The sequence below is a fragment of the Telluria sp. BA11 genome (assembly GCF_056680305.1).
The window spans coordinates 2,995,944-3,020,302 of record NZ_CM155275.1; the positions used below are offsets into that span (position 1 = coordinate 2,995,944).

General features: G+C 64.6%; 19 protein-coding genes and 1 tRNA gene. 16 read left to right on the forward strand and 4 right to left on the reverse strand.

Features of this window, described 5'->3' with window-relative positions:
• Window positions 1-3: 3 nt before the first annotated feature.
• From AC1MGT_RS13180 to AC1MGT_RS13200, 5 genes are all read left to right on the forward strand, one after another.
• Complete coding sequence (locus AC1MGT_RS13180) at window positions 4-531, forward strand: pilus assembly protein PilP (protein WP_499500507.1); 528 nt, start codon at window positions 4-6, stop codon at window positions 529-531.
• Complete coding sequence (locus AC1MGT_RS13185) at window positions 528-2,744, forward strand: type IV pilus secretin PilQ (protein ID WP_499500508.1); 2,217 nt, start codon at window positions 528-530, stop codon at window positions 2,742-2,744. The genes AC1MGT_RS13180 and AC1MGT_RS13185 overlap by 4 nt, the downstream gene beginning before the upstream one ends.
• Window positions 2,745-2,786: 42 nt before the next feature.
• A complete protein-coding gene (locus tag AC1MGT_RS13190; protein WP_499500509.1) occupies window positions 2,787-4,697 on the forward strand; it encodes an Ig-like domain-containing protein in 1,911 nt (636 codons plus the stop codon).
• Between the two features lie 106 nt (window positions 4,698-4,803).
• A complete protein-coding gene (gene aroKB, locus AC1MGT_RS13195) occupies window positions 4,804-6,414 on the forward strand; it encodes a bifunctional shikimate kinase/3-dehydroquinate synthase AroKB (protein WP_499504286.1) in 1,611 nt (536 codons plus the stop codon).
• Window positions 6,411-7,559: a deoxyguanosinetriphosphate triphosphohydrolase gene (locus tag AC1MGT_RS13200; RefSeq protein WP_499456466.1), complete on the forward strand. Its 1,149-nt coding sequence runs from the start codon at window positions 6,411-6,413 to the stop codon at window positions 7,557-7,559. The genes aroKB and AC1MGT_RS13200 overlap by 4 nt, the downstream gene beginning before the upstream one ends.
• A 92-nt stretch (window positions 7,560-7,651) precedes the next feature.
• On the opposite strand, the gene mutY is transcribed toward AC1MGT_RS13200, so the two are convergent.
• Genes mutY through mutM form a run of 3 tightly spaced genes read right to left on the reverse strand, consistent with a single transcriptional unit; the run spans window position 7,652 to window position 11,571 of the window.
• On the reverse strand, window positions 7,652-8,767 hold the full coding sequence (gene mutY, locus AC1MGT_RS13205) for an A/G-specific adenine glycosylase (protein WP_499500510.1): 1,116 nt from the start codon (window positions 8,765-8,767) through the stop codon (window positions 7,652-7,654).
• A complete protein-coding gene (locus AC1MGT_RS13210) occupies window positions 8,764-10,716 on the reverse strand; it encodes a dynamin family protein (protein WP_499500511.1) in 1,953 nt (650 codons plus the stop codon). The genes mutY and AC1MGT_RS13210 overlap by 4 nt, the downstream gene beginning before the upstream one ends.
• A gap of 21 nt (window positions 10,717-10,737) precedes the next feature.
• Window positions 10,738-11,571: a bifunctional DNA-formamidopyrimidine glycosylase/DNA-(apurinic or apyrimidinic site) lyase gene (gene mutM / locus AC1MGT_RS13215; RefSeq protein ID WP_499500512.1), complete on the reverse strand. Its 834-nt coding sequence runs from the start codon at window positions 11,569-11,571 to the stop codon at window positions 10,738-10,740.
• Between the two features lie 60 nt (window positions 11,572-11,631).
• Between mutM and AC1MGT_RS13220 the strand changes: the two genes are divergently transcribed.
• From AC1MGT_RS13220 to pth, 7 genes are all read left to right on the forward strand, one after another.
• Window positions 11,632-13,473: a tetratricopeptide repeat protein gene (locus AC1MGT_RS13220; protein ID WP_499500514.1), complete on the forward strand. Its 1,842-nt coding sequence runs from the start codon at window positions 11,632-11,634 to the stop codon at window positions 13,471-13,473.
• A gap of 48 nt (window positions 13,474-13,521) precedes the next feature.
• Window positions 13,522-14,151: a lipoprotein insertase outer membrane protein LolB gene (lolB, locus tag AC1MGT_RS13225; RefSeq protein ID WP_499500515.1), complete on the forward strand. Its 630-nt coding sequence runs from the start codon at window positions 13,522-13,524 to the stop codon at window positions 14,149-14,151.
• A gap of 11 nt (window positions 14,152-14,162) precedes the next feature.
• Window positions 14,163-15,056: a 4-(cytidine 5'-diphospho)-2-C-methyl-D-erythritol kinase gene (ispE, locus tag AC1MGT_RS13230; protein WP_499504287.1), complete on the forward strand. Its 894-nt coding sequence runs from the start codon at window positions 14,163-14,165 to the stop codon at window positions 15,054-15,056.
• Window positions 15,057-15,139: 83 nt separating this feature from the next.
• Window positions 15,140-15,216 (forward strand) — tRNA-Gln (locus AC1MGT_RS13235).
• Window positions 15,217-15,361: 145 nt separating this feature from the next.
• On the forward strand, window positions 15,362-16,312 hold the full coding sequence (locus AC1MGT_RS13240) for a ribose-phosphate pyrophosphokinase (RefSeq protein ID WP_183554159.1): 951 nt from the start codon (window positions 15,362-15,364) through the stop codon (window positions 16,310-16,312).
• Window positions 16,313-16,569: 257 nt separating this feature from the next.
• Window positions 16,570-17,163, forward strand: coding sequence for a 50S ribosomal protein L25/general stress protein Ctc (locus AC1MGT_RS13245; RefSeq protein ID WP_499500517.1), 594 nt, complete (start codon window positions 16,570-16,572; stop codon window positions 17,161-17,163).
• A gap of 125 nt (window positions 17,164-17,288) precedes the next feature.
• Window positions 17,289-17,873 carry an aminoacyl-tRNA hydrolase gene (pth, locus tag AC1MGT_RS13250; protein ID WP_258837205.1) on the forward strand — a complete coding sequence of 195 codons (585 nt, stop codon included), beginning with the start codon at window positions 17,289-17,291 and terminating at the stop codon, window positions 17,871-17,873.
• 38 nt (window positions 17,874-17,911) lie between these two features.
• On the opposite strand, the gene AC1MGT_RS13255 is transcribed toward pth, so the two are convergent.
• Window positions 17,912-19,660 carry a DUF3857 domain-containing transglutaminase family protein gene (locus AC1MGT_RS13255; RefSeq protein ID WP_499500519.1) on the reverse strand — a complete coding sequence of 583 codons (1,749 nt, stop codon included), beginning with the start codon at window positions 19,658-19,660 and terminating at the stop codon, window positions 17,912-17,914.
• 106 nt (window positions 19,661-19,766) lie between these two features.
• On the opposite strand from AC1MGT_RS13255, the gene AC1MGT_RS13260 reads away from it, so the two are divergent.
• The 4 genes from AC1MGT_RS13260 to AC1MGT_RS13275 all read left to right on the forward strand — a co-directional run bounded on the left by AC1MGT_RS13260 (window position 19,767) and on the right by AC1MGT_RS13275 (window position 24,359).
• On the forward strand, window positions 19,767-20,864 hold the full coding sequence (locus AC1MGT_RS13260) for a patatin-like phospholipase family protein (RefSeq protein WP_499500521.1): 1,098 nt from the start codon (window positions 19,767-19,769) through the stop codon (window positions 20,862-20,864).
• Window positions 20,865-21,006: 142 nt separating this feature from the next.
• Entirely contained in the window at window positions 21,007-22,098 is a 1,092-nt protein-coding gene (gene ychF / locus AC1MGT_RS13265) for a redox-regulated ATPase YchF (protein WP_258837208.1), read from the forward strand.
• 181 nt (window positions 22,099-22,279) lie between these two features.
• Entirely contained in the window at window positions 22,280-23,125 is an 846-nt protein-coding gene (locus AC1MGT_RS13270) for an MOSC domain-containing protein (protein WP_499500523.1), read from the forward strand.
• 115 nt (window positions 23,126-23,240) lie between these two features.
• Window positions 23,241-24,359, forward strand: a complete 1,119-nt coding sequence (locus tag AC1MGT_RS13275; protein ID WP_499500525.1) for a GGDEF domain-containing protein — start codon at window positions 23,241-23,243, stop codon at window positions 24,357-24,359.

Here is a 24,359-nt window from a genome sequence, read left to right on the forward strand (position 1 = left end):
CACGTGATTGCGCTGCTCGCCACGGCAGCCTTGCTGGCCGGGTGCGGCGATGGCGGCGTCGGCGAAACCCGCGCCTGGATGAAACAGGTCGAGGGCCGCACCGTCTCGAAGGTCAAGCCGCTGCCGGAACCGAAGACGTTCCAGCCGCATGGCTACGTGCCGGGCGAAGCGCTCGACCCGTTCGATCAGACCAAGCTGCTGGGTGAACTGGCGCGCATGGCGCAGTCCAGCCCCAACGCCAACCAGCCCGACCTGAACCGCCCGAAAGAGCCGCTCGAGAACTTCCCGCTCGACACGATGCGGATGGTCGGCACGATGAAAAAAGGCGGCGTGAGCTACGCGCTGGTGCAGATCGACCGGGCGCTGTACCGCGTCCGGCCCGGCCAGCGGATGGGACAGAACTATGGCCGCGTCACCCGCGTGAGTGACGAGGCGATCGAAATCAGGGAATCGGTGCAGGACGCCACCGGCGATTGGGTGGAACGACTAGCCAACATCGAGCTGCAGCACAACCAGGAGAGCAGTAAATGACCCCCAACGTCCAGATTCGCTTCGCCATGCCGGCCTGGCTGGCGCGCGCTGCCACCGCACTCGTGCTGTTGACGTGCGCCGGCGCCGCGCTGGCCCAGGGCAATGCGATCGAATCGATCACGGCCAACCAGCAAGGCAGCAATGTGGTCATCAACGTGACCATGCGCGATGTGCCGAGCCGCGCGCCGATCGGTTTTGCGATCACCAACCCGGCGCGCATCGCGCTCGACTTCGGCGCGACCGCGAACGCCACCGGCAAGAACATGCAAGAGCTGAACCTGGGCGACGTGCGCAGCCTGAACCTGGTGCAGGCCGGCGAGCGCACCCGCATGGTCGTCAACCTGGCGCGCGCGCTGAACTACGCCACCGCCATCGACGGCAAGTCGATCATCGTGACCGTCGAAGGCACGGGCGGCGTGGCGCGCGCGGTCAACGCCAGCGGCCTGCCGGTCGCCGCCAGCGCTGCACCAGTTGCTGCGGCGCCCGCAGCGCGGCCGCAACTGCGCGATCTCGATTTCAAGCGCGGCGCCAACGGCGCTGGCCGCGTCGTGGTCGACCTGCCGAACAACCAGGTCGCCGTCGACGTGCGCCAGACCGGCACCGGCGTGACGGTCGACTTCATCGGCGCGCGCCTGCCTGAATCGCTGCGCCGCCGCCTGGACGTGACCGACTTCGGCACGCCCGTCACCCGCGTGGCCACCAGCGCCCAGGGCGACAACGTACGCATGACGATCGAGGCGCAGGGCGCCTGGGAACAGTCGGTGTTCCAGAGCGACTCGCAGCTGGTAGTCGAAGTGCGCCCGGTCGTGGAAGACCCGAACCGCAACAGCCCCGGCTCGAGCAACAACCCGCAGGGCTACCGCGGCGAAAAACTCTCGTTCGATTTCCAGAACGTCGAAGTGCGTGCCGCGCTGCAGGCCGTGGCCGACATCTCGGGCCTGAACATCATCGCCAGCGATTCGGTGGCGGGCTTCCTGACGCTGCGCCTGAAGGACGTGCCATGGGACCAGGCGCTGGACGTGATCCTGACCGCCAAGGGCCTGGACATGCGCAAGAACGGCACCGTGCTGTGGATCGCGCCGAAGGAAGAACTGCTGACCAAGGAAAAGCTCGAACTCGAGCAACGCGCCCAGATTGCCGAACTCGAGCCGCTGCGCTCCGAGATCTTCCAGCTCAATTACCAGAAAGCCGAATCGTTCCGCAACGTGTTTGGCCTGGACCAGGGCGGCGTGGGCACCGGTGCTGGCACTGCCGGCGATGCGGGCCGCAACCGTGTGCTGTCCCGGCGCGGCAGCGCGATCATCGATCCGCGCACCAATCAGCTGTTCGTGACCGATATCGCAGCGAAGATCGAAGACATCCGCAAGCTGATCCAGAAAACCGACGTCGCCTCGAAGCAGGTCCTGATCGAAGCGCGCCTGGTGGAAGCCAATGACGGCTTCTCGCGCAACCTCGGCGCCAAGCTGGGCTTTGCCGATATGCGCACGATGCGCGGCGGCGACTCGGGCTGGCAGGTCAATGGCAATGAACGCATCGCCATCGGCGGCAACCTGGTCGGCGTGGGCCAGACCACCGGCCAGGTGGCCAACAGCGCCGACAGCTTCAACAACACGACGATGGTCAACCTGCCGGCGGCCGGCATCGGCGGCATTCCGGCTTCGTCGCTGGCGTTCTCGCTGTTCTCGTCGGCGGCCAACCGCTTCCTGAACCTGGAACTGTCGGCGCTGGAAGCGGACGGCAAGGGCAAGATCATCTCGAGCCCGCGCGTGGTCACCGAAGACAAGCAGGTCGCACTGATCGAGCAGGGCGTCGAGCTGCCTTACGAAAACAGCACCAGCAGCGGCGCCACCGCGATCGAATTCAAGAAGGCCAATCTGCGCCTGGAAGTCACGCCGCAGATCACGCCGGACGGCAACGTGGTGCTGGAAGTGGACGTGAGCAAGGATTCGAAGGGCGAAGACACCCGCGCGGGCTTTGCCATCAATACCCAGCACGTCAAGACCAAGGTGATGGTCGAAAACGGCGGCACCGTGGTACTGGGCGGGATTTACCAGCAGACCGAGCGCACCAACGAGAGCAAGGTGCCGTTCTTGGGCGACGTGCCGCTGCTGGGTTACCTGTTCAAGACCACCGCACGCGAAAGCAGCAAGACCGAACTGCTGGTCTTCATTACCCCGAAGATCGTGAACGACAACGTGGCGGGCGCACGCTGATTCTTGTTTCATCAACGACCGATATAACAACAACGAACTGAAATGACAAACCAGAAAATCACCTATGGCAGCCTGGCGCTGCTCCTGGCTGCAACCCTTAGTGCATGCGGCGGCGGCGGCGGCAGCCCGGGCACTGTTGGCGGCGGCGCCGCGCCAACCACACCGACCACACCGACCACCCCAGCCAGCCCGACCGTTGGTGTCAGCCTCGTCAATGCCAGTGGTCAGGCCAGCAATGCCTTGAGCGGCGCCACGCCATTGACGGTGCGCGCTGTGGTGCGCGATGCGGCCAACCAGCCGGTACCGAATGCGCTTGTGACGTTCACTACCGATGCCGACCTGGCCGTATTTGCGCCGGGCGCGGGCACTGCACTGGCCGATGCGAGCGGCACGGCCAGTATCACGCTGCGCAGCGCCAGCCTGGCTGCCGGTGGCGCCGGCCGCGTGACTGCGAGCGCGAGCGTGGCCGGTGTTACCGTAACGGGTGATGCCGCGTATTCGGTCAACGCCACTTCGCTGGCTTTCAGCGCCCTGACCCTGGCCCCGACCAGCATCGATGCCTATGGTTCGACGGTGATCTCGGTCGATCTGCTGGCCAATGGCGTCAAGTACACCAGCCAGCAGGTCAATGTCCGCTTCAGCTCGGCATGCGTCACATCCGGCAAGGCGACCCTCGCGGCGACCGTCGCCACCAACAATGGTACTGCCCAGACCGTCTACCGCGACCAGGGTTGCGGCAATAACGACATCATTACTGCGACCGCCGACGGTGTCGCCACGGCGGCCTCTGCAGCACTGGCCATCGCGCCGCCGAGCGCTGCTTCGGTCCAGTTCGTTGAAGCGCTGCCGACCGACAAATCGATCGTGATCCGTGGCCAGGGCGGCATCAATCGCACCGAGACCGCCACGCTGCGCTTCCGCGTGTTCGACGTGTTCGATCGCCCGCTGGCCGGTCGTCGCGTCGATTTCAGCATCGTGCCAAGCGGCGCCGTGGCGCTGAACAAGGCCACCGACAGCACCGACCAGAATGGCGAAGTGATCACCACGGTCAATTCGCTGGACGTGCCGACCACCTTCCGCGTCCAGGCCGTGCTGCCAGGCACTGCGAACGCCAGCCGCCCGGATATTTCGACGACGTCCGATTCGATCGTCGTGACCACAGGCCTGCCAGTGCAGCGCGCCTTCTCGCTCAGCGTCAGCCAGGGCAATGTGGACGGCTGGTCGTATGACAGCGGTCCGACTACCCCGGCCGCCACTGTCAATGTGCTGTTGGCCGATAACTTCGGCAATCCTGTCGCGGATGGCACGCCGATCGTGTTCCAGACCAACCTCGGCGCCATCGGGTCGTCGAGCAAAGGCGGCTGCAATACGGTCAATGGCGGCTGCTCGGTTGCTTTCCGCACCCAGAATCCCCGCGTCGCCGCGCCCGGCACGCCGGTCACGCCGTGCAATTTTGGAACTGGTTCGACCGCCGACACCACGCGGGCTGGTGTTGCCACGATCTGCGCCAGCACGACCGACGGTCTGAACACCCAGTTCGCCAAGACCACGATCACGTTCAGCGATGAATCGGTGGCTGCTGTGTATGTCAACGGCGCCGCCAGCCCCAGCACCGTGTTCCCGATCAGCCTTGGCAATGCCAGCGCAAACGAATCGAAGGTGTTCTCGGTCCAGCTGGTTGATCTGAATGGCAACGCGCTGCCTGCTGGCACCACCATCGCAGTCAGTGGTGCAGTCAACGCGAGCAGCGTCGAAGTGGCGCCGGAAACCGTGCCGAGCATCTTTGCTGCGCCTGGCAACGGTCCACAGGGATCGAATCACCGCATCACGGTGGCCGCCACCGGTGCCAAGCCGTGCACCGCCGCCAGTGTGGCCAACTTCAGCGTGCGTGCAACCACACCGCGCGGTGCAGTCACCTCGATCCCGTTCACACTCAACTTCACCTGCCCGTAAAATTGGCGGAATGAGAGGCGGCCAGTCTATACTGGCCGTCTTTTTCATCTCAACGGGTCTGGTTGTGCCACATCCCAAGAACAACAATATCTTCCTTGTTGGCCTGATGGGGGCAGGGAAGACCACGATCGGTCGATTGCTTGCTCGCAAGCTCAATCGCCGCTTCGTCGACGCCGATCATGAGATCGAAGCGCGCACCGGTGCGACCATCCCGTGGATCTTCGAGATCGAGGGCGAAGCCTGCTTTCGCCGGCGCGAAGCCGATGTGATCCGCGACCTGTCGGCGCAGCAGGGCCTGGTGCTGGCCACCGGCGGTGGCGCCGTGCTCAATCCGGCCAGTCGCGCCTTGCTGGCCGAGCGCGGCACCGTGATCTATCTGCGCGCGTCGATCGGCAGCATCCTGCAGCGCACCGCGCACGACAAGAATCGCCCGCTGCTGCAGACCGCCGACCCGCGCGGCAAACTCGAGCAACTCTGGACTGAACGCGATCCGCTGTACCGCGAGATCGCCGACCTCGTCATCGACACCGGCAGGCCTAACGTACAATCGATGGTTCAAACCATATTGGACCAGCTGGCCGCGCAGGAAAACGCCCGCGCGCGCAAGCATGCAAGGACAGCAATGAACGAACAGGCACACATCACTCTCAACGTCGAACTTGGCGAGCGCAGCTATCCGATCGAGATCGGCGCCGGCTTGCTGGACGACGCCGCGCTGCTGGCGCGCCACATCGGCGGCCACAAGGTTGCGATCGTCACCAATACCACGGTTGCCCCGCTGTGCCTCGACAAGGTCGCGGGCCACCTGCGCGCGGCGGGCCGGGACGTGCTCGAAATTATTTTGCCGGACGGCGAAGAGCACAAGAACTGGCAGTCGCTGAACCTCGTCTACGACGCGCTGCTGCAGAACAAATGCGACCGCAAGACCACGCTGGTGGCGCTGGGCGGCGGCGTGATCGGCGACCTGACCGGCTTTGCCGCATCGAGCTACATGCGCGGCGTGCCGTTCGTGCAGATCCCGACCACGCTTTTGGCGCAGGTTGATTCATCGGTGGGCGGCAAGACCGGCATCAATCACCCGCTGGGCAAGAACATGATCGGCGCGTTCTACCAGCCGCGCGCCGTGATTGCCGACACCGCCACGCTCGACACGCTGCCGGCGCGCGAGCTGTCGGCCGGCCTGGCCGAAGTGATCAAGCATGGCGCGATCCTCGACGCCGATTTCTTCGACTGGATCGAAGCGAACATCGAGCCACTGATCGCGCGCGATCGCCAGGCCATCGGCTACGCGATCGCCCGCTCGTGCGAAATCAAATCCGACGTCGTGCGCAAGGACGAGCGCGAAGGCGGGCTGCGTGCTGTGCTCAACTTCGGCCATACCTTCGGTCACGCGATCGAGAATGGCCTCGGCTACGGCGCCTGGCTGCACGGCGAAGCCGTCGGCTGCGGCATGGTGATGGCGGCCGACATGTCGGCGCGCCTGGGCCTGATCGAGCCGGCCGCCGTGGAGCGCGTGCGCGCGCTGGTGCGCGCCGCCGGCCTGCCGGCCGTGGCGCCAGATCTTGGAGAAGCGCGCTGGATCGAGCTGATGGAAGTCGACAAGAAGAACGAGGGCGGCGAAATCCGCTTCATTCTGCTCAAACCGCTGGGCAGCCCGTCGATCACGACCGCGCCGCTGGACGTGCTGCGCTCGACGCTCGCGGCCTGCAGCGCATGAGTAGCCTGATGCGCGACTTCGACGCGGGCCTGGCCCCGTATGCGGCGCATTCGGCTCAGTCGCGCGGGCGCACGCATGCCGAGCCGGGGCCCGGCTCGCGCAGCGAGTACCAGCGCGACCGCGACCGCATCATCCACTCGACCGCGTTTCGGCGCCTCGAATACAAGACGCAGGTCTTCATCAACCACGAAGGCGACCTGTTTCGCACGCGCCTGACGCACAGCATCGAAGTGGCCCAGATCGGCCGCACGCTGGCGCGCAGCCTGCGCCTGAACGAAGACCTGGTCGAAGCCACGGCGCTGGCGCACGATCTTGGCCACACGCCGTTCGGCCACGTGGGCCAGGATGTGCTCAACGAATGCATGAAGGACTTCGGCGGCTTCGAGCACAACCTGCAAAGCCTGCGCGTGGTCGATCATCTCGAAGAACACTACGGCGCCTTCGATGGCCTGAACCTGACATTCGAGACGCGCGAAGGCATCCTCAAGCACTGCTCGTTGAACAATGCGCGCCAGTTGGGTGACCTGGGCCAGCGCTTCATCGAGCGCAGCCAGCCCAGTCTGGAAGCGCAGCTGACCAACCTGGCCGACGAGATCGCGTACAACAACCACGATATCGACGACGGCCTGCGTTCAGGCCTGATTACGATGGCGCAGATGGAAGAAGTCGAGCTGTTCGCGCGCCTGCATCGCGAAGTCGAGGCGCGCTACCCGGGCTTGCCCGGCCGGCGCGCGCTGTACGAGACGATCCGCCTGATGATCACCGCGATGACGGCCGACCTGGTTGAAACGTCGGCGCGCCTGATCGCCGAGGCGGCGCCAGCGACCATTGACGACGTGCGCGCCGCGCCGCCGCTGATCCGCTTCTCGGACGCGATGCGCGCCGAGACCGTGGCGCTGAAACGCTTTTTGTACGCGAACCTGTACCGCCATTTCCAGGTCAACCGCATGCGCGTGAAAGCCAGCCGCATCGTGCGCGAACTGTTCGAAGCGTTTTTGGCCGATCCCGTGCTGCTGCCGGGCGACTACCAGGTGCAAGGCGATCCGCACAAGCAGGCGCGCAAGATTGCCGATTACATTGCGGGCATGACCGATCGCTATGCGATTCGTGAGCATCGCCGTATCTTTTCGCTTGATCACTTCTAAGGCTGCGCGTTCAACTCGGCTTCGCATCTTACAGAGCGAAGTCGGTTTGAACGCGTGGGCGGCATAGCCGCCCACCCTACGGCCAACGGTTTTTACTGGCTGAACAGGTTCGGTTGCGACAAATCCAGCAACAACTTCTTGACCGGCGCTGGCAACGGCGCATCACCAATCGCATCGAGCTTCCACCACACGTGCCCGGCGCCATGCTCACCACGCGCGGCCAGCGCAACTGCGAACGGCGCGATGTGCAGCTTGTAGTGCGTGAACCCGTGCATCAACGGCGTGAGCGCGCGCACTTCGTCAATCGTGCCGAACGCACTGCTGGCGGCTGCAATGTCCGCCGTGCAGACAGGATCGGCGTCGCCGTCCATCGCCACATGGCCGCCCACTTCCGGCAGCGACAAGAGGCCGCCCCAGATGCCCGTTTGCGGGCGCTGTTCGAGCAGCACTTCGCCGCGGTCGATCAGCACCAGCATCGCGGTGCGTTTTTCGGGCGTCGTTTTCTTGGGTTTGCGCACCGGAAGTTCAGCCGTGCGGCCGGTGGCGAAGGCCACGCAGCGCACCTGCAGCGGGCAGCGGCCGCAGTCGGGGCGCGAGCGCGTGCACAGCGTGGCGCCCAGGTCCATCAGGCCCTGCGTGTACGACTCGATGCCGCCATCTTCCGGCAGCAGCGCTTCGGCGCGGCGCCACAGCGCATCCTCGACCGGCTTGATGCCAGGGTAGGCGTCGATCCCGAACACGCGCGCGAAGACGCGCTTGACGTTGCCGTCCATGATCGCGGCGCGCACGCCGCCCGAGAAGGCGGCGATGGCAGCGGCAGTGGAGCGGCCGATGCCGGGCAGGTCGGCCAGCAGCGCCGGATCGCTCGGGAACACGCCGTCGTAGTCTGCCACGACGCGCTTGGCGCAGGCGTGCAGGTTGCGTGCGCGGGTGTAGTAACCCAGGCCGCTCCAGTGGGCCATCACGTCTTCCGCCGGGGCCTCTGCCAGCGCGTGCACGGTCGGGAAGCGTTCCAGGAAGCGGGCGTAGTATCCCAGCACCGCGGCGACCTGCGTCTGCTGCAGCATGATTTCGGAGAGCCACACGCGGTAGGCGTCGGTGGTGTTTTGCCATGGCAGGGTGTGGCGGCCATGGCTGCGCTGCCAGTCGATCACGGCCCGGGAAAAGGTCGGATCGGCCAGCTGGTCAAACTCGGTCAGTCGCTTCATGCAGTCGTGTAGTGGGCGTCGGCGCTGGTGGCCGCCGTGGAGTTGGGTAGGGTGTCGGACAAGGTCGCGGTCACGCCGGCGGCCAGCGAACCAAGACGCGTGCGCGTAACATCGAGTTCGGCCTGGCCGCTCTCGAAGGCACCGATTTTCTGTTCCAGGCTGTCGCTCGCTTCGTGGATGCGTTTTACCGTTGCCTGGCGCTGGCGCAGGTTGTCGCGGTGCTGGCGGATCTGCGCTTCGAGCGGTGCATTGGCCACTTTCAGCCACGCTTCGATATCGGCGTTCGCAGCGCGGTACACGCGGCGCACGCGCGAAGCGATCGAATCGAAGAAGCGCTCGAGCAGCGTGGCGCGGCTGTTCATCCACAAGGTGGCGGTGCCGAACTGGCGCGAAAAGAGTTCTTCGATGGCGTCGATTTCGTCGCGGTGGCGCGCCAGCGACAGGGTCGGCGGCAGGCCCAGGCTCATGCCATGCTCGGCGGCGAACTTGCGGTGCATCGCGTCCATCATCGACGTGATTTCCGTGAGCTTCGCATCGGCCTCGGCCAGGCCGGTGCGGGCGCCGTCGAAGTAGTTGCGCACCGGTGCGCGCATGCCGGTGGCAAAGCGCACTGCGCTCATCGCCACGCGGACGGTCTCGGTCCGGTCCTGCAGCACGTCCATGCCCAGCAGCGTGTACAGCTCGGTCGACAGGCGCGTGAAGACGGCGCGCGTGCCCTGCAGCTTGAACAGGCCGGCATCGAATTCCTTCTTCTCGGCCTCGACCCGGCGCACCATGTGCGCGATCACGCCCTGGTTCTTGCCGCGCAGGCTGCGCAGTTCCTGCAACTGCTCGACCAGCTCGCGCAGGCGGGTGGCCACCAGCATCTGCTGGCTGGCCACCAGCGCTTCGAGATCGGCGTGCAGCTGGCGCTCGACGATCGCGCGCCGCGCCGGAATCAGTTCGTGGAACAGCGCCGCTTCGAGCGCGCCCAGGCGGCTGCGCTCGAACAGGGCCATGTCGCCGCCGATGCGGCCGACCAGCGCCTTGTGCGCCGACACCGGATACACCTGGCTGACCGAGAGGCTCAACTGGCGCGCCACGTCGTGCTGCTGGCGCGCGATGTCGGCGTCCACCGCCTCTGGTGACTTGAGCTCGTCCCACATGGCGTCGATCTTGTTGAGCACGGCCAGGCGCCCCGACCCGGCGCCGATGTGCGTGCGCCAGACTTCGATGTCGCTCTTGGTCACGCCCGTCTCCGCGGCCAGTACGAACAGCACCGCGTGTGCGTTCGGGATCAGGTTCAGCGTCAGTTCGGGCTCGGTGCCGATGGCGTTCAGGCCCGGCGTATCGAGGATCACCAGGCCCTGTTTGAGCAGCGGGTGCGGCAGGTTGATGATCGCGTGGCGCCAGCGCGGGATCTCGATCGTGCCATCCGGGTCGAGGCTGGCCGCGAGGTCGGGATCGTCGGCGTCGTACAGGCCGTAGCGCTGCGCTTCGACGGTCGAAACGCGCCGCGTCTGGCTGACCTGGCGCAGTGTCTCGTGCATGGCCGCCGGCGAGTCAAGATCGAGCGGAAACACGGTCCAGGCGGCAGGATCGTCGCGGTAGTCGCCGGTGGACAGGTGGCCGGCGCGGGTGTCGATCGGCAGCAGGCGCAGGCAGGGTGGCAGGCTTGCATCCCACAGCAGTTCGGTCGGGCACATCGTGGTGCGGCCGGCGCTGGACGGCAGGATGCGCTGGCCGTAGTCGGCGAAGAACAGTGCGTTGATCAGCTCGGTTTTACCGCGCGAGAATTCGGCCACGAAGGCGACCGACAGCCGGTCGTCACGCAGGCGCCCCAGCGCGCGCGCCAGCAGCTGCTCGCCGGCCGCATCGATCAGCCCGGCGTCGCGCAGTGCGCTGCCGTAGCCGGTGAGGGAGGCGGCGACCCGGGCGCGCCAGGCGCCGTACTGTTGTAAATCCTGCATCGTGTTTGCTCGTAGGGATGACTAGCGCTGGCACTGGGCGCAGTAGAACGTCGAACGTTGCCCTTGCTTGATCTGGCGTACCGGCAGCGCGCATTGGCGGCAGGGCACGCCAGCACGATCATAGACGAAATATGTCTGCTGGAAATATCCAGACTGGCCATTTACAGCAATAAAGTCACGCAGCGTGCTGCCGCCCTGGACGATCGCTTCAGCCAGGATGACGCGGATCGCTTCGGCCAGCCGGTCGTAGCGTGCGCGGCTGATGCGCGAGGCCGCCGTCTTCGGGTTGATGCCGGCCCGGAACAGGCTTTCGCACGCGTAGATATTGCCCACGCCAACAACGATGTCGCCGGCCAGCAGCACCTGCTTGATCGGGGCGCTGCGGCGGCGGGTTTCGCGAAACAGCAAGGCGCCGTCGAAGCCATCGGCCAGCGGCTCCACGCCCAGGCCGCGCAGCAGCACATACTCGGCCAGCGGCCCGTCTTCGTTGGCGTGCCACAGCACGGCGCCGAAGCGGCGCGGGTCATTCAGCCGTAGCACCTGCTGACCCTCGGGGCCGTTCACGACCAGATCGAAGTGATCGTGTGTGCGCGGCTCGATACCCGGGGGCAGCACGCGCAGGTGACCCGACATGCCAAGGTGAATGATCAGGGTGCCATGCTCAAAATTGATCAAAAGATATTTGCCGCGACGGCCGATATGCAGGATGCGGCGGCCTTCCAGCAACGCGGACAGGCCGGGCGGGAAGGGCCAGCGCAACCCTTCGCGGCGGCAAATGACGTGCTCGACGATGCGGCCTTCGAGATGGGGCGCGACGCCGCGCCGGGTAACTTCGACTTCTGGGAGTTCAGGCATGCCTAAGGGGATTCGTGTAGAGTCAGTTGACGGCGCAGCGCATGCGCGGCAGGTCTGCGCATGAGCGTAGAATCAAACTCACTTTGGACTTCTGGACTTGCTTTGAAAAACGCTTTCGCCATTGTAACCCTCTCCGGTCTGTTGACGGCATGTGCTGCCGCGCCGCAACAGCAATCCGTCGCTGCCGATGTCCAGGCCTCGTCCACGCCCGCCGCCGGGCCCTTGCTCGATGACGAAGCGCAGGCCGCCAAACAAAAAGCCGAGGAAGAAGCCCGCCTGCCGAAGGTCGAAATGACCCCGGTCATGCTTGACCAGTTACTTAAGGCCGAATTTGCGTTTCGCAATGGCGACTGGCAAGGCCCGTACCTCACGGTGCTGAGCCTGGCCCAGCAGACGCGCGATCCGCGTCTGGCCCGGCGCGCTGCCGAGATGGCGGTCGCCGCCAAGCAGGCCGATGACACGCTCGCCGCGGTGCGCCTGTGGTACCGGCTCGATCCCGAATCCGATGAAGCGACCCAGTATTTCGTCGGCATGGTGGTCACGTCCGAAAAGATCGCCGAGCTCGAGCCCGTGTTCGAAGAGCGCCTGCGTGAAGCGCCGGCTGCCCGGCGCGGCATCCTGATGTTCCAGGTCCAGCAGTTGCTGGGCCGGGCCAAGGACAAGGACGCCGCGCTGGCCATGCTCGAGCGCCTGATCGAGCCGTACGACAAGATGATGGAAGCGCGCATCGTGCGCGCCCAGATCGCGCTGGTGCGCGGCGACAAGGCACTGGCGCGCACTTACGCGCAGTCGGCGCTGGCCGCCAAGCCCGACGCCGAGATCGCGCTGCTGATGCTGGCGCAGGTCACCGACGACGAGGCGCAGGTGGTGGCCATGATGGAGAAATTCCTCAAGAGCTATCCGAAGGCAAACGACGTGCGCGCCGCCTATGCCCGCGTGCTGGTCAACCGCAAGGATTATCCGGCAGCGCGGCGCGAGTTCGAGTCGCTGCTCAAGGTGCAGCCCGACAATGCGGCGGCGCTGTATGCGCTGGGCATCCTGGCCACGCAGACGGACGATGCCGCTGGCGCCGAAACCTATTTCACGCGCTTCGTGGAAGTGCTCGGCCGCAATCCGAACGACGAACGCGACCCGTCGCGCGCGCTCCTGATCCTGTCGCAGCTGGCCGAAGAACGGGGCGACCTGGCTGGCGCGCTGCTGTGGCTGAACAAAGTGCCAGAGAACACCGACGAGCAAACGCGCTTCAACGCACAATTGCGCCGCGCGCATCTGACGAGCAAGGGCGGCGACCTGACTGCTGCGCGTGCCCTGCTGGCCGAGGTCAAGCCGACCGAGCCGGCGCGCCAGGCCCAGTTGATGGCGGCCGATGCGCAACTGCTGCGTCAGGCGAACCAGCTGCCGGAAGCGTATGCGGTGATGGAAGCAGCGGCCCAGCGCTTCCCGAAAAATCCGGATTTGCTGTATGACTTCGCGCTGCTGGCCGAAAAAATGGGCAAGGTCGATGTGATGGAGGCGCAACTGCGCGAAGTGATGGCGCAGGCGCCCGATAATCACCACGCCTACAATGCGCTCGGCTACTCGCTGGCCGAACGCAATGTGCGCCTGCAGGAGGCCTACGGGCTCATCGCGAAAGCGCTCGAGATGGCGCCGGACGACCCCTTCATCATGGACAGCATGGGCTGGATTCACTACCGCATGGGCAACTTGAACGAAGCCGAAAAGTTCCTGCGCCGCGCGTATGGCATGCGCAAGGATGCTGAAATCGGTATTCACCTGGGTGAAGTGCTGTGGCAAAAAGGCGATAAGTCCGCTGCCCAGGCACTCTGGCGCGACGCCCGCGCCAAGGACCCGCAGAACGAGGCCCTGCGCGAGACGCTGGCCCGCCTTGGTCTGTCCTTGTGAAATAATCCACTTCCGTTCAATTGATTTGCTGCGATTTTTTGCTGCCCCATGATGCTGCTTACCCGACGCCTTGCCATTTTCGCCCTTGCCGCCACGGTTTTGACCGGTTGCGCGACAAGCACCGCCAACCTGTCCACCGCCACGGTCGGCGCCTATCGCGAAACCATTGATCTGGCCGGGCGCCTGTCGGTGAACTATCAAAAGGATGGCCGGCCCGAATCGATCAGCGGCAGTTTCAACTGGGAGCAGCGTCCGGGCACGATCGACGTTACCTTGATGTCGCCATTGGGTCAGACGGTTGCTGCGATCAATGTCACGCCAGGCTCGGCCACGCTCACGCAGGCCGGCCAGGCGCCGCGCACGGCGGCCGACATCGATAGCCTGACCCAGCAGACGCTTGGCTGGCCGCTGCCCGTGTCGGGCTTGCGCGACTGGCTGCAGGGTTATGCGGTCGATGCACAGGGGCAGCGTTTCCGTGCTTCGCCGGCCAGCAACAGCGTGACGACGAAGGATGGCTGGCGCCTGCGCTTTATCGACTGGCAAGCGGCCGGGACTGGTGATGCTGCGGCCGGTGATGCCGCGGCTGCGCCGGTGCCGCGCCTGATCCAGGCCGAGCGCGCCGCGTCGGGCGATATCCAGGATCTGGCGATCCGCATCGTTGTCAACCCGGCGGCTTGACCCCCATGCGCATGCGTTCCCTGCACGATTGCCCGGCCCCGGCCAAGCTCAATCTGTTTTTGCACGTGATCGGCCGGCGCGCCGATGGCTACCACCTGCTGCAAAGCGTGTTCCAGTTGATCGACCGCGCTGACCGCCTGCATTTCGACTTGCGCGACGACGAGCGCATCGTGCGCACGACCGACGTGCCCGGCGTGCCACACGACCAGGACCTGATCGTGCGCGCGCTGCGCTTGCTGCAGGCAGAATATGCGCGCCGCCATGGACGCCTGCCGCCTGGTATCGATGTGGCGGTCGACAAGATCCTGCCGATGGGTGGCGGGCTGGGTGGCGGCTCGTCCGATGCCGCCACGGCGCTGATGGCCGCGAACCACCTGTGGCAGGCGGGCCTCACGCGCGAAGAATTGATGGCGCTGGGCTTGCCGCTGGGGGCCGATATCCCGTTCTTTTTGTTTGGCGAGACGGCGTTTGCGGAAGGGGTGGGGGAGGCCTTGCAGGCCGTAGAAGGCCCCGATTGCTGGTATGTCGTGCTCGAGCCCGGCGTTGCGGTGCCAACACCTGCCATTTTTTCTGCGGCAGATTTGACAAGAGACGCAAAGCCGGTCAGAATAGCGGACTTTTCCAGCCACACCAATTCAGGCAGCATAGTGGGGTTTGGTAAAAATGATTTGCAGAACGTGGCGATGCGCCTGTTCCCGCCGGTAGCCGAAGCGGTTGAATGGTTGAGCAGCCACGGTGATGCCAGGATGACTGGCTCAGGGGCATGCGTGTTTTGCGCAGTCTCCAGCGAAGACGCTGCCGACCAGGTGTTGGCGCAGGTGCCGCAGAAGTATGCGGCATGGAAAGCGAAGTCGTTGAAGACACACCCGCTGAAAAAATCGCTCTTGCAAATCAGTGAGTTGTAGAATAAAATTTTGCCTGTCGCGACGCTGAGCAGCACAGAAAGATGTGCAGCACAATGTGAAGCGGCAAGCACTACAGGTCGTGTAGGGGAATCGCCAAGTTGGTTAAGGCACCGGATTTTGATTCCGGCATTCCAAGGTTCGAATCCTTGTTCCCCTGCCAAAGTTTTCTTGTTCTGTCGATGCCGATGCGTCCAGCAAGAGAATCGCGATGCGGTGCCAAGCGCCACATCAGCATGTTAATCAGCCGGTATAGCCGGCTGATTGTTTTTCTACTGTATTAACGCTTCTTACCTTTTGGGACTCCCATGGCTTACGAAAACCTGATGGTTTTTACCGGCAATGCCAATCCGGCGCTAGCAGAAGGGGTCGCAAAAAGCCTCGGTATTCCACTCGGCAAGGCTGTCGTCTCGAAGTTTTCTGACGGCGAAGTCATGGTCGAAATCAATGAGAACGTGCGCGGCAAGGATGTCTTCGTCCTGCAATCGACCTGCGCACCGACCAACGACAGCCTGATGGAAATCATCCTGATGGTCGACGCTCTCAAGCGCGCCTCGGCTGGCCGTATCACTGCAGCGATTCCTTACTTCGGTTATGCCCGTCAAGATCGTCGCCCGCGTTCGGCGCGCGTTGCGATCTCGGCCAAGGTCGTGGCGAACATGCTGGAAAAAGCCGGCGTCGAGCGCGTCCTGATCATGGACCTGCACGCTGACCAGATCCAGGGTTTCTTCGATATCCCGGTTGACAATATCTACGCGTCGCCAATCCTGCTGAGCGATCTGCAGAAGCGCAACTACGACGACCTGCTGGTCGTCTCGCCGGACGTCGGTGGTGTGGTGCGCGCCCGCGCCCTGGCCAAGCGCCTGGGCTGCGACCTGGCGATCATCGACAAGCGTCGCCCGAAGGCGAACGTGTCCGAAGTGATGAACATCATCGGTGAAGTCGAAGGCCGCAACTGCGTGATCATGGATGACATGGTCGACACCGCAGGCACGCTGTGCAAGGCTGCCGAAGTGCTCAAGGAGCGCGGCGCCAAGAAGGTGGTTGCTTACTGTACGCACCCGGTGCTGTCCGGCCCGGCGATCGAACGCATCGCGAACTCGCCGCTGGACGAACTGGTCGTCACCGACACCATCCCGCTCAGCGCCGCCGGCGCCGCTTGCGGCAAGATCCGCCAGCTGACCTGCGCACCGCTGCTGGCCGAGACGTTCAAGCGGATCGTCAAGGGCGACTCGGTCATTTCGCTGTTCGTCGACTAAGCTTCATCGACGTTGTATTCCACGGCGCGCCTGGCTGATTAGCCGGCGCGCCGTTGGTGTAAGTAACACTTGGATCCCCGCCTGGGCGGGGACGAGATGTCCGGTGAGGCCGGAGATGTCGATTTCTGTATCTTTTGAGCGCGTAACAATGCGCTCTTTCCTGACTGCCCCTGGTCGCGGGGGTGGTCGCCACTTGGCTACCGGGCTGTTGATCGTTTTCTTCGGCATTCGGGCCTGTTTTATTTTTGGAGTATCACATGAAAGTAGTCGCATTCAACCGCACTCTGCAGGGGACCGGAGCGAGCCGCCGCCTGCGTAAAGCTGGTCAAACGCCAGGCATCATCTACGGTGGCGCAGGTACGCCTGAGCTGATCGCCCTGGACGGCAACGCCCTGTGGCACGCGCTGAAAAAAGAAGCGTTCCACGGTTCGGTTCTGGACCTGGAAATCGACGGCAAGACCCAGCAAGTCCTGCTGCGTGACTTCCAGATGCACGCGTTCAAGCAACTGGTCCTGCACGCTGACTTCCAGCGCGTCGATTCGTCGAAGCCAGTGCACACCAAAGTCGCTTTCCACTTCGTCAACGCCGAGAACTCGCCAGCCGTCAAGCTGAACAGCGCTGTCATCTCGCACGTCCTGAACGAGCTGGAAGTGTCGTGCCTGCCAGGCCAACTGCCAGACTTCATCGAAGTCGACCTGGCAAACCTGGAAGCTGGTAACTCGATCCACACCGACGACCTGGTCCTGCCAGAAGGCGTCACCGCACTGACCCATGGCCAGAACCTGACCATCGTCACCGCAACCATCCCACGCGGCGCAGTCACCGCTGAAGAGACCCCAGCTGCCGAGTAATCGCAGCTGACGCGTCGCTCCGGCGACGCATCGCACAGAAACCCGCCGCGGCTTGCCCGGCGGGTTTTTATTTTTTGATTTGCACGTTTCGGCGATAATCGCCTTTTCTCGACAGAATCTCACGCATGTCCATTCGACTGATCGTTGGCCTCGGCAATCCCGGCCCCGAGTACGAACAAACCCGCCACAACGCCGGCTTCTGGCTCGTGGATAATCTGGCCAATGGCTTGCCCGGCTGCCGTCTGCAGCGCGAATCGCGTTTCAATGCCCTGGTCGCCAAGACGTCCATTGCCGGCAACGATGTCTGGCTGCTCGAGCCGCAGACGTATATGAATCGTTCCGGCCAGTCGGTAGGCGGCCTGGCGCGTTTCTATAAAATCAATCCGGATGAAGTGCTGGTCGTGCACGACGAACTCGACCTGCCACCGGGCGTTGCCAAGCTCAAGAAGGGCGGTTCGTCCGGTGGCCACAACGGCCTGAAGGACATCACGGCTGCGCTGGGCACCCAGGATTACTGGCGCCTGCGCCTGGGCATCGGCCACCCGCGCACGATGAATCTGCAGCAAGTGGTGGCCGACTTTGTCCTGCACCGCCCGCGCCGCGAAGAGCAGAGCCTGATCGAAGAATCGATCGACAAGAGCCTGCACATCATTCCACTGGTCTGCGAAGGCAAGTTCGACACGGCCACGATGCGTTTGCACACCGCCTGACAGTCTGCTGCACGGCCAGCTTCAGCCGCGCTGACGTTTCAGCCGCGCTTGAACACGACCTGCGAACGCAGGTCGCGCAGCATGCGCTCGAGTGCGGGCCACATGCGCCGGTAGTCGTCGGGCGTGCAGGTTGCCGCCGTGTGGCGGAACTTGAGCTGGCGCTGCACCGTCACCAGCGCGCCGCGCTGAGCATAGCGCGAGCGGTAGGCAAAGTTGGCGTCGTCCACGTGCGTCGCGCGGGGAAGGGCCAGCACGCGCGAGCGCGTCGGCAGATGAAAGCGCACTTCGTCCTCGGCATCGATCGCCGGGCACACGAAGTCCTGGTGTCGCTCGGGTTCCTGCGTGAACGCGAACACGGCATCACCCAGGCTACCTTTCAGATCGTAGGTCGTGGCCAGCCGCGCCGAGCCCGGTGGTTGCGTGAAACCGTTGCTGGCGCCGCGCGACGATATTGCGGCATCGCCGCCCGGGACGTTTCGGTACGGTTCTGCCAGAGCGCCGCTGCCGGTGCGCGTGACCGTAAAGCGGCTGCTGCCATCGGACTGGATGGTGAACTGCGTGAGCGTCTGGCTATGAGCCTGCTGGAAGACGGGGAGCATCGCGAACTCGCCCGAGCGCGTCAGCACTGCCGGTTTGCCGAGCAAAGCCGCCGGCAAGAAGCCGCCGGCCACACTGTCGGCGGTCGAATCGAGATACAGCTGCAGCGACGGCACGTAGACGATCGCGTGATTGAGCACGCCCAGCGTCGGCACGGCCGGCAACTGATAGGCGTTGCCGTTGTTGACGAGGGCAACGGTGCTGTCGATGCCGGCGCTGGCCAGCAGGGCGACGAGCAGCGTTGCGTGGTCCTTGGCGTCGCCGTAGCGATTGGCCAGCACGCTTGCCGCCGCGTGCGGCACCACGCCGCCGGGGCTGAAGTGCATACCCACATAGCGCACGTTGCGGCGTACCCAGTCGGATAACGCGATCGCACGCGCACGGGGCTCGGCCAGATCACCGGTCACGCGCACTGCGAGCGCCGCCACCGCGTCGTCGGGCACCGCGCGTGCGCCCGAGCGATCCTGGTAGGCGCGGGCAAGGGCGGCGTAATCGGCGAAGGTGGAGACGGCGAGCCGCTTGCCGTAGTCAAGTTCGCTGACCGAGCCGGCCTCGATCCGGGCATTGTGGCCATCGAGATAGCGCCAGGCGTAGCGGCGCTTGCCGGCGGCGGGCGCGGGCAGGTCGGCGGGGGTGGTCGGGACGAACCCGGCAGCGTCGGCGTGCAGCAGCATCGTGGCCGGCATGTCATAAATCAGCCGAAAGTTGCGCTGGCGCTGGGGGCGGGCACTGGACAAGTCTTCAAAGTGGCCAGTAAACAACGGCGTATGGCGCCGCACGACATAGCACACCGCTACCCGGTCGCCCACGTCGACATCGGGAAACACGACAATCTTCAGGCGCGTGTTCTTGAGCCTCGGATCGTCGATCGGGGCGGCTAGTTGCTGGTCGCGGATCTGATGCGGCTGCACGGCGAGCCGGCGCCCGTCGGCCTTTTCGGTATGCGCCTCGACGGCGATGATGTCCTCAAGCGCCTGGTTGTAGTCGATCTCGTACCGGGCGTAGTCGTGCAGCGCATCGCGCTGGGTGATGGTCCTGGTTTGTTCGACCGTGAGCAGGTAAGTGCCACTGGGTTCAACCACAAAGTGCCGTACGTGGCGCTCGACGCCCGTATCACGCGCGCATGCTGGCTGCAGGCCAAGTAATGGCCACAGAAGCAGACACAGCATGACGACAAAGCGCAGCATCATGGCAATCTCCAGATACACGACCGATCCATGGTACGGGGCGCCGTCCGTGCAGGATTGATGTCGCGCAAGCGGCTGCTGCTGGCCGGACTTCTGCGATAATTTCACGATGAGAGCGCTTACCTTCCAGGCCGGCCCCCTTGCCATGGCCCAGATCGCCGCGCATGGCTTGCGCGCGCAGGACATCGCCATCGTGCCGGCTGCGGCGGGTGGCCCCAAGGGCCTGATCTTCGCCGCGCTCGATGCGTGGCTGTTCGGCGAGTGGTTGCCGACGGCGCCGCGCGAACGGACCCTGATCGGCGCCTCCATCGGCGCCTGGCGCATGGCGGCTGCGTGCCAGAAGGATCCGGCGAAGGCGTTTGCCCGCCTGGCCGAACTCTACACAGGTCAGCGCTACACGCGCCTGAAACCCAGTGTGCAAGAAATCGACGATGTCGTGCAAGCCCTGCTGGCCGAACTGGTGAGCGGGCACGAAGACGACATCATCGGACATCCCCATCACCGCCTGCACATCCTCGCCGACCGTGGCCTGCGTTCGCTCGCCGCGCCGGTCGGCCGCCACGCCGAACTGCGCGGCTTCGCCTCGGCTGCGCTGCACAATGCCGGCTCGCGGGCCTGGCTGGGGCGCCTGATGGAGAGGGTGGTCATCCATGATGCACGCAGCCAGGCACCATGGCTGCGCGAGCCGTTCGACCGGTTCACGACGCATTTTTCGGCACTGACGCGCGCGAATCTGGCCTCTGGCCTGCTGGCCTCGGGCACGCTGCCGTTGATCATGAAGGCGGTGACGGACATCGCCGAGGCGCCTCCCGGCAGCTACTGGGATGGCGGCATCATCGACTACCACCTGGCCTTGCCATATGCGCGCGCGGCCGGCGCGGACAAGAGCGAACTGGTGCTGTACCCCCATTTCACCGATCACATCGTACCGGGCTGGCTCGACAAGAGCATGCCGTGGCGGCGCGCAGCGCGCGGCCCCAACCGCAGCTGGCTGGAGAATGTGCTGCTGGTGACGCCTTCCGCAGAATTCCTGCGTTCGCTACCGCGCGGCAAATTGCCGGACCGGACCGACTTCACGTCGTTCGGCCTCGACCACGACGAGCGCATCCGGGTGTGGCGCCGCGCGATCGGGGAGGGCGAGCGCCTGCGCGACGAGCTGGCCGAATTCGCGCTACGGCCCGACCTGGCGCGCATCCAGCCAATCTAGCTTGTCATTGGGACAATCGCGAGCGTTGCAGCAGGGGAGCGGTGCGCCTTTTTTTTCAGCAGAAAAGCCGGTCCGGGTTACAATGCAGGGTTTAGGGCGGTTCATTGATCGCTCGCTTTTTACCGAATCTGAAAGATTTCTCATGACCCTCAAATGCGGCATCGTCGGCCTGCCAAACGTCGGCAAGTCCACCCTGTTCAACGCGCTGACCAAGGCCGGCATCCCGGCTGAAAATTATCCGTTCTGCACCATCGAACCGAACGTCGGCGTTGTCGAAGTGCCGGATCCACGCATGGATGCACTGTCGGCCATCGTCAAGCCTGAGCGCATGGTCAACGCCATCGTCGAATTCGTCGACATCGCCGGCCTGGTCGCCGGTGCGTCGAAGGGCGAGGGCCTGGGCAACCAGTTCCTGTCGCACATCCGCGAAACCGACGCCATCATCAACGTCGTGCGCTGCTTCCAGGACGATAACGTGATCCACGTGGCCGGCAAGGTCAGCCCGCTGGACGACATCGAAGTCATCCAGACCGAGCTGGCGCTGGCCGACATGACCGCCGTCGAAAAAGCGATCCACCGCGAAGGCAAGAAAGCGCGCTCGGGCGACAAGGACGCCGCCAAGCTGGTTGCCATCTGCGAACGCCTGATGCCGCACCTTGACCAGGGCAATCCAGTGCGCACCATGGGTCTGGACGCCGACGAAATGGAAATGATCAAGACGCTGCACCTGATCACGGCCAAGCCAGCGATGTTCGTGGCCAACGTGTCCGACACGGGCTTCACCAACAACCCGCTGCTGGACCTGCTGACCGCGTATGCCAAGGAGCAGAACGCCCCGATCGTCGCCATCAGCGCCGCGATCGAGTCTGAAATCGCCGAGATGGACGATGCCGACAAGGCCGATTTCCTGTCCGACCTGGGCATGGAAGAACCAGGCCTGGACCGCCTGATCCGCGCCGCCTACAAGCTGCTCGGCCTGCAGACGTACTTCACCGCCGGTGTGAAGGAAGTGCGCGCCTGGACCATCCACGTGGGCGATACCGCGCCACAGGCGGCCGGCGTGATCCACACCGACTTTGAACGCGGCTTCATCCGCGCGCAAACGATTGCGTATGACGACTTCCTGGCGTACAAGGGCGAGGCCGGGGCGAAAGAAGCGGGCAAGATGCGCGCTGAAGGCAAGGAATATGTGGTCAAGGATGGCGATGTGTTGAACTTCTTGTTCAACGTCTGATCCGCGCCCGGGATACCCGGCGCGCTACCAAAGTAGGGTGGACGGCTATGCCGTCCACGCGTTCAAACCAATCTCGCGCCGTGGTATGGCGAAAGCGGGTTGAACGCGTGGGCGGGAAACCCGCCCACCCTACGACATTGGCCCTGCTGGGCCTTTTTTTACGCCGCCCGAGATTGAGCACATGGCCACCCTCACCGAACTCGTTATCTACCCGATCAAATCCTGCGCCGGCCTGTCCGTCCCTGAAGCCCGTCTTGCCCTCGACGGCCTCTCGGCCAACGGCGTGCACGACCGCGAATGGATGCTCGTCACGCCTGACGGCCTGTTCCTGACCCAGCGCGAAGTGCCGCGCATGGCCACGGTCACGCCGCGCATCGAAGCCACAGCGCTGATCGTCAACGCCCCCGGCATGCCGCCCCTGCACCTGGCACTGGTGCACGACGCCGCCGCACCCACTGTCGAGGTGCTGCTCTGGGAAGACCGCATCCCCGCTGCAGATTGCGGCGATGCGGCCGCCAGCTGGTTCACCACCGCCCTCAAAGCCCCATGCCGCCTGGTGCGCTTTCGCCCCGACGTCCACCGCCCGACCAGCACGAAATGGACGAAAGGCGTCCCGGCCGCCACGCGCTTTTCGGACGGCTACCCGATCCTGCTGATCGGCCAGGCGTCGCTCGACGACATCAACGCGAAACTCGTGCAGGCCGGTCGCGAGAAACTTCCCATGAACCGCTTCCGCCCGAACGTCGTCGTTGATGGCATCGCCGCGTTCGAGGAAGATTTCGTCGCGGCCTTCCACAGCGACGGAATGACGCTGCGCCCCGTCAAGCCCTGCGCGCGCTGCCCGATCCCGGCGGTTGACCAGGCCACCGGCATTCCCGGCCCCGATCCGCTCGACATCCTGCAAGCCTGGCGCGCCAACCCGCGCATGGACGGCGCCGTCACGGTGGGCATGAACGTGATCGTGCAGGACGGCATCGGCCAGACGCTGCGCGTCGGCCAGCCACTGAACGCCGAACTGGCTTTCTAGATAGACCACGCCACTGTCGCAAAATCGCCTAACCGCCTGCGTGATCAGGCGGTTTTTCGTATCCAAGCCCGGAAGGATGGCGTAATGTTACGGTTATTGCTGAAAGGAATTCTTCATGCACGAGCCGAGCGTGTCGTCGCGGGAACTGATGGCGGAAAACGAGACCTTGCGCGCACGCATGGCGTATCTGCTCGAACAGGCCGAGCGCAATCACGCGATCATGTGCCGCCATCAGGCGTTCGACTTGCAGATCGTCGGTGCCAGCAGTTTTCCGGACCTGGTCGGCACGATCTTCAGCACGCTGCCGGTGATTTCGGACCTCGATATCGTCACGCTGTCGCTGATCGATCAGAACGCCGACATCTACACGGTCATGCACCGCCTGGGTGTCGATTTCGAAACGCTGCCCAACCTGATCTTCTGCGAGCATGCGGTCGAACTTGGCTTTGACATGGCGCCGGAATCTCCGCTGCGACCCATCCTGGGCGCCTATGCGCCGGGCCAGCACCGTGCCATGTTCCCACAGCCGCCGGCCAACCTGCGCAGCGTGGCGCTGGTGCCTTTGATGCGCAACAAGCGCCTGATCGGCAGCCTGAACCTGGGCAGCGCCGACGCAAGCCGGTTCACGCCGGCGCTGGGCACCGATTTCGTCGAGCATATGGGCTCGATCATCGCGATCTGCCTCGAGAACGTGATCAGCAACGAGATGCTCAAGTACATCGGCCTCACCGATTCGCTCACCGGCGCCTACAACCGGCGCTACATGGACCGGCGCCTGGCCGAAGAAATCGCGCGCGCGCGGCGCCAGGGCTACCGCCTGTCCTGCATGTACATCGACATCGACCACTTCAAGCGCGTCAACGATACGGTCGGCCACCAGGGCGGCGACGACGTGCTGCGCGAGGTGTGCACCCGCATCAAGGCCGAACTGCGGATGTCCGATACGCTGTGCCGCTTCGGCGGCGAGGAATTTGTCGTGGTGCTGATCAACGCCGACCTGGAAAACGCCAGCATCGTCGCCAACCGCATCCGTACTAGCGTGGCCGGCTTGCCGGTGGACCTGAGCACGGGCGAGCAGGTGAGCGTGACGGTGTCGATCGGCGTGGCGGCGCTGACCGATTTCGAACGCGATCACGCCATCGAAGGCGTGGCGCAGGAGCTGATCGCGTCGGCCGACGCGGCGCTGTACCAGGCCAAGGCCGCGGGCCGCAACCAGGTCGTCACGGCTGCCTGA